5 protein-coding genes are annotated in these 6,287 nt (G+C 37.8%); 4 read left to right on the forward strand and 1 reads right to left on the reverse strand.

What is annotated here, in order from left to right; genetic code table 11:
• Positions 1 to 74: 74 nt before the first annotated feature.
• On the reverse strand, positions 75 to 1,037 hold the full coding sequence (locus Q0543_RS02400) for an alpha/beta fold hydrolase (protein ID WP_299248599.1): 963 nt from the start codon (positions 1,035 to 1,037) through the stop codon (positions 75 to 77).
• A gap of 78 nt (positions 1,038 to 1,115) precedes the next feature.
• Between Q0543_RS02400 and hisG the strand changes: the two genes are divergently transcribed.
• The 4 genes from hisG to Q0543_RS02420 all read left to right on the forward strand — a co-directional run bounded on the left by hisG (position 1,116) and on the right by Q0543_RS02420 (position 6,230).
• Entirely contained in the window at positions 1,116 to 1,976 is an 861-nt protein-coding gene (hisG, locus tag Q0543_RS02405) for an ATP phosphoribosyltransferase (RefSeq protein WP_299248602.1), read from the forward strand.
• 412 nt (positions 1,977 to 2,388) lie between these two features.
• A complete protein-coding gene (hisD, locus tag Q0543_RS02410; protein WP_299248605.1) occupies positions 2,389 to 3,690 on the forward strand; it encodes a histidinol dehydrogenase in 1,302 nt (433 codons plus the stop codon).
• 1,207 nt (positions 3,691 to 4,897) lie between these two features.
• A complete protein-coding gene (locus tag Q0543_RS02415) occupies positions 4,898 to 5,404 on the forward strand; it encodes a hypothetical protein (RefSeq protein ID WP_299248608.1) in 507 nt (168 codons plus the stop codon).
• Positions 5,382 to 6,230 (forward strand): agmatine deiminase family protein, encoded by an 849-nt coding sequence (locus Q0543_RS02420; protein ID WP_299248611.1) that lies wholly within the window; start codon positions 5,382 to 5,384, stop codon positions 6,228 to 6,230. Before Q0543_RS02415 ends, Q0543_RS02420 begins: the two co-directional genes overlap by 23 nt.
• Positions 6,231 to 6,287 lie beyond the last annotated feature (57 nt).

Below are 6,287 nucleotides of genomic sequence, written 5' to 3' on the forward strand. Positions count from 1 at the left end.
ACCTACATTGAAACGCTTTGCGATTTCTTCTTTACTTTTTGCTATTGAAAAACGACCACACATATAGATGCAAGTTAGAGATATTGTTGAATAAATTCAATGCATCTGTCTTCCGACCAATAAAAACCTGTAGAATTAAATTGTGAAAATCCACAATGACCTCCATGGCTTGGAATTTCTAGAAAGAAGTTTGTCATCGATTTACCCGCTGCTATCGGATAACACGCAGGAGTGAGAAAAGGATCGTTTGCAGCGGAAATGAATAGCGTAGGCAATGTTATAGCGGGTATAAAAGACAAACTACTATTTAAACGCCAATATTCTTTTGCACTTGCAAAGCCATGTAATGGAGCGGTATAGACTTCATCGAAGGTTTTGAATGTGTGGATATCTCCGAGTTCTTTGGTGGATAACTGTGGATAACGTGTGGACTTCTCTCGTATTTTTTCTTTCAACGATTTCATGAATCGGCGCATGTAAACGCTGCTTTGCCATTCTGCTAACAATTCGGCACCGCTTGCCAAGTCACAGGGCACCGAATAAGTAACCGCACAACGCAGTCGCGCATCCAAGTCTTTTTCTTGTTCCCCCAAATACTTTAAGGTAATATTTCCACCCATACTGAAGCCAATTAGGAAGAACTGTTGATAACTTGTTGGGTAAACAGCCAAATTCAACAGCAATCTCAAATCGTTGGATTCACCGCTGTGATAAAAACGCATTAAACGATTTGGTGTATCGCTACAGCCTCTGAAGTTCCAGGCCAGCACGTCCCAACCCTCAGCCAGCAAGCGTTTGCACATCCAACGGATGTAGGTACTTTGAGAACTTCCTTCAAGACCATGAGAAAGAATAAATAGTTTGTCTGATCCTTGTCTGTACCAATCCAAATCCAAAAAATCACCATCGGGTAATTCTAGTCGTTCTTTTTCTGCGACTACCTGAGCGTCAGGTCTGAATAAAGCTGGGTAGATGGTTTCAAGGTGTTTATTGAATAAAAACACCGGACGTTTATACGTTGATTGAAGTAGAGGCAAGGGATTAAGTGCTTTTTTACTTTATTAATAAACAGAATTATGCGATATTTGTTCGTATTTCAAAGATAATCAAAAACTATGTCAACTGTTTTACGTCTGGCAATCCAGAAGTCGGGAAGATTGAGTGAAGAATCAATCAAATTAATCAAAGAGTGTGGTATCGAATTCAGTAGCGGTGGAGGCACCCTTAAATCAGTTGCACATAATTTTCCATTAGAAGTTTTATTTTTAAGAGACGATGATATTCCGGGCTACGTTGCCGATGGAGTAGCAGATATTGGTATCGTGGGCGAAAACGTTGCGGTTGAAACACGCAAAAAGTTAACGGTTGTTCGTCAATTGGGTTTCTCTACCTGTCGTTTGTCTATTGGTGTTCCCAAAGCAATGGAATTTACGAGTAAAGAAGCCTTGAACGGTATGCGTATTGCAACATCGTATCCAAACATTTTGTCGGATTATTTGTTTGAAAATAACATCAAAGCAAGTATTCACGAAATTTCTGGATCGGTTGAAATTGCACCAGGCATTGGCTTGGCAGATGCCATTTGCGATATCGTAAGTTCAGGCAGTACATTAATCAGTAATGGTTTAAAGGAAACGGAAATTGTATTCCGCTCTCAAGCAATATTGGCGGCTTGTCCGCAGTTAAGCCCAGAGAAACAAGCGATCTTAGATGAATTGATGTTCCGTATCTCTGCTGTTAAAAATGCAGAGAAAACAAAATACATCATGTTGAACGTGCCAGACCATGCAATTAAAACGGTTACGAATTTATTGCCTGGTGTTAAAAGTCCAACAGTTATGCCACTCGCAGAAAAAGGCTGGAGCTCATTACACTCTGTCGTGAAAGAAAGTGATTTCTGGGAGATATTAAGCAAGTTGAAAGAAGCAGGAGCAGAAGGTATTGTGGTGCTGCCGATTGAGAAAATAGTGAAATAAGTTTTAAGTGGTCAGTGGTCAGTGGTCAGTAAAAAATAAAAAGTACTAAGTATAGAGTACGAAGTACAAAGTAAGTGAAGACTTTATACTTTGTACTCTGAACACAACTGGTACAAAACTAGCGCCAGTCTTCAGACGGGTGTCTATCATTCCGTAGTCTTTGACTACATTTTATTTGCAAAAAAAAGCAGTCAAAGACTGCAAAAATAACATACATCAGTCCCGCTTCGCTAAGACTGGCGCCAGAGAGGAAATAAGTATAAAGTACTAAGTACGGAGTACAAAGTATATGAAGACTTTATACTCCGTACTCTTTGTTTACAGACCATTGTAAAAATAAATAACAAATCATCATCAAGCATTTTAGTACTAAGTACTCTGTACTTAGTACTCTATACTCAGTACTAAAAACATGAACGTCTACAAATACCCCGCAACATCCGATTGGTCAAGCCTTCTCAAACGCCCTGTAATGGAAGCGGTGGAGTTGGAGGGACGTGTGCTTGCTATTTTGAAAGAAGTGCAAGAGCGTGGTGATGCTGCCTTGATGGATTTTGCATTCAAGTTTGATGGTGCTGCGCCTGATTCTTTGTTAGCGACGGATGCGGAAATTGCTGAAGCGCAGGGTTTGGTTTCGGAGGAATTGAAAGCGGCTATTTTAGTTGCGAAAAATAATATTGAGAAATTTCATACGGCACAGAAAGAAACAGAGATTCATGTGGAGACCATGCCGGGTGTGCATTGTTGGAGAAAAAGCTTGCCGATTGAAAAAGTAGGTTTGTATATTCCGGGTGGAACGGCTCCTTTGTTTTCTACCATTTTGATGTTGGGTGTACCTGCTACCATTGCGGGTTGCAGCCAATTGGTCTTGTGTACGCCCCCAAATAAAGAAGGAAAGATTCATCCTGCCATTTTATATACAGCCAATTTATTAGGCATCAAAACCATTGTGAAAGCGGGTGGTGCGCAAGGCATCGCGGCCATGGCATTTGGTACCGCTTCGGTGCCGAAAGTATATAAAATATTTGGTCCAGGGAATCAATATGTAACGACTGCCAAACAATTGGTTACAAAATATGGCGTGGCAATTGATATGCCTGCTGGTCCGTCGGAGGTTGCTGTGGTAGCAGATAAACATGCGAATGCAGCATTTGTTGCAGCTGACTTATTATCGCAAGCAGAACACGGTATCGACAGTCAAGTGGTGTTGATGAGTGATAGTGCAGACTTAATCAATCGGGTACAAGTAGAAGTGACGGCTCAATTAGCGAAATTATCTCGTAAAGATTTTGCCGAAAAAGCACTCGATAACAGCAAAGCATTTTTAGTAAAAGACATGAACGAAGCCATGGAGATGATCAATCTGTATGCGCCCGAACATTTGATTTTACAAGTAGAAGATTTAGATAGCTTAGTAGCGAAAGTTATAAATGCAGGTTCTGTGTTTATTGGCCCCTACACGCCCGAATCAGCTGGCGATTACGCATCGGGTACCAATCACACGCTACCTACAAATGGATACGCTACAGCTTACGCAGGCGTGTCTTTAGACTCCTTTGTACGCAAGGTAACGTTCCAAAAAATAAGCAAAGAAGGCTTGCAAGCTATTGGTCCTGTGATCGAAGTGATGGCAGCAGCCGAGATGTTGGATGCACATAAGAATGCAGTTAGCATTCGTCTTAATGCGATAGATTCCAGTAGAAATTCCAAATAACAAAAAACAAATTCCAAACGGAGGGAATATCCTATCCTCTACGCTTTTGTTGGTGTTTCGGCCAGTGAAACTATTAAAATAGAAAACGAATATTTACGCCGTCCACCAACAAATGGTTTCCGCTACCATTTAATGGGTTCTCTGGCGCATACTTGGCGCAGCGGGACTTGTGTCTTTTATTTTTGCAGTCTTTGAAGCTTTTTTCAGTAGAAATTCCAAATAACAAATAACTACGCTTTTGTTGGTGTTTCGGCCAGAGGAACTATTAAAATAGAAAACGAAAGTTTACGCCGTCCACCAACAAATGATTTACGCTACCATTTAATGGTCTAAGCATTCTTCTTAATGCGATTGTTTCAGTAGAAATTACAAATACCAAAAAACAAATTCCAAACGGAGTGAATATTCTCCTACGCTTTTGTTGGTGTTTCGGCCAGAGGAACTATTAAAATAGAAAACGAATATGTACGCCGACCACCAACAACTGGTTTACACTACCATTTAATGGGCTTAGCATTCGACTTAATGCGATAGATCCTGCTAGAAATTCCAAATAACAAATTCCAAACGGAAGAAATATTCCGTAAAATTTTAACATTCGTCAGACCAATTTTTTGTGGTGCGACGACTGTTTGTTTGTGAGGGGAGTTTGTTCATGTAGAACGAATGATAAAAGAAAACCTCCTCAATGCATCTTTCATACGTGACTGGTACGTATCCCATACGAATGTCTGCCTAATACCATGCTATATGCATACATGGTTGATACTATGTTCATACTATCCTCATACCACCTTCATACTTCCCTCATATTATATCCATACTACCCCCATACTTAAAATGGAAATTTAGGGTGGGAGTGTACTGAACGAATTGTGGATGATTTGTATGTTAACCCGTATCGGTAGAATTACCTAGCGGCGTTTTTTTGTTTTAAACATCGCTTGTTTATTGGCCGAAAGTTCAGATATTTAGGCCTTAGCTCGTTTTTTTGAATGTTTTTAATTTTTTTATAATTATAAAATTCAAAATTCCGTATCCGATTATAACCGGATATATCTGGATAATGAAACGGATAAGTACAAAGTAAATGAAATATACAAGCAATAGACTTGCTGGTATCATGCCAATTTGGGTGGATACAAGTAATAGGGTGCTTGTATGAACTAGTTACCTACCATTTTAAGACAATACACAATCAAAGACAATGACTGAACAACAAAAAGACTTTTTGAATCTCTGTATTGTAGAGCAATTAACTTTTAAAGAAATATCTGAAAAACTGAAATTGCCTAAAGAAACTTTAACAATTTGGTATGACGAATTAAAAGCAGATAGAATTGCAATTGCAACTATAAGAACTTTATGGACAAGGAAAAAAATAACAATGCCATTTTCCGAATTTTATACTTGGTATTTATCACATGAACCTAAGTGCTATTATTGTGATATTACAGAAACACAGATAAAACTACTTATTGATAGCGAACGATTGACTACAAAAAGACTTTCAACAAGAGGTAGAAAACTAGAACTTGATAGAAAAGAGCCTAACATGGAATATGATAATTTCAAAAATATTGTATTCGCTTGTTATTGGTGCAATAATGCAAAGACTGATACATTTACCGAAGAAGAGTTTTTGGAAGTTGGTAAAGTATTCAAAACGATTTGGAAGCAAAGGTTAAATAATGATAGAAGACAATCAAACTAATTTCCTATATCTGGCTGATACTTTACCACAAAAGTATCCAGACTTTTATAAGCGTTTTGAAAATCTATTAGCAGAATGCAAAATAGATTTTGCATTGCTACCAAATACAAAGGATGTTTGGGCGGTTGATTATATGCCTATTCAAACAGAGCTAAATAAGTTTATTCGCTTCTTATATCAACCTCCATATTTAACTAAATACAAATCACATATCAAAACAATCTCTGATGTTGATGCAATTTGTTCGGACATTAATATAGATACGTTTAAGTCCAATATTATTATTGACGGAGGTAACATCGTAAGAACGACTAATAAGGTTATAATGACTGATCGTATTTTTATTGATAATCCTACCTATGAACGCAAACAATTGATAAAAGAATTGTACGAACTTTTGGAGATTGATAAACTGTATTTTGTTCCTGAACAACCAAATGACTTTACAGGCCATTCAGATGGTATGGTTCGATTTATAGATGACAATACAATTGTAATTAATGATTATCGACTAGAGAAAGAATGGTTTCAGAGAGCTTTTGAAGCAGCAATTCACAATACTGGACTTGATTATATCAAAATACCTTATACTGTTCATCATAACAAAAGTAATATTCAAGCAAATGGTGATTACATAAACTATTTACAAATGGAGGAAAATATAATTGTTCCAACATTTGGCTTCAAAGACGATGATATAGTTCTGCGACAGTTTGAACAATTATTTTCTGGGCAAAAAATCAGTCCGATTAATAGTAATGCAATAGCTAATAATGGCGGAGTGCTAAATTGTATTTCGTGGAATATCAAACAATATAAACGGTAGGTAACAATAGCTTACATTTATTGTTGGCTCCTTTGATAATTTTAAGATTGGCGCATT

Source organism: uncultured Cytophaga sp. (assembly GCF_937863595.1).
In the GTDB taxonomy this organism is placed as follows: Bacteria; Bacteroidota; Bacteroidia; order Cytophagales; family Cytophagaceae; genus Cytophaga.

Coding starts and splice junctions, on each gene's coding strand:
- hisG (WP_299248602.1), top strand. CDS start 1,116: ATGTCAACTGTTTTACGTCTGGCAATCCAGAAGTCGGGAAGATTGAGT.
- hisD (WP_299248605.1), top strand. CDS start 2,389: ATGAACGTCTACAAATACCCCGCAACATCCGATTGGTCAAGCCTTCTC.
- Q0543_RS02415 (WP_299248608.1), top strand. CDS start 4,898: ATGACTGAACAACAAAAAGACTTTTTGAATCTCTGTATTGTAGAGCAA.
- Q0543_RS02420 (WP_299248611.1), top strand. CDS start 5,382: ATGATAGAAGACAATCAAACTAATTTCCTATATCTGGCTGATACTTTA.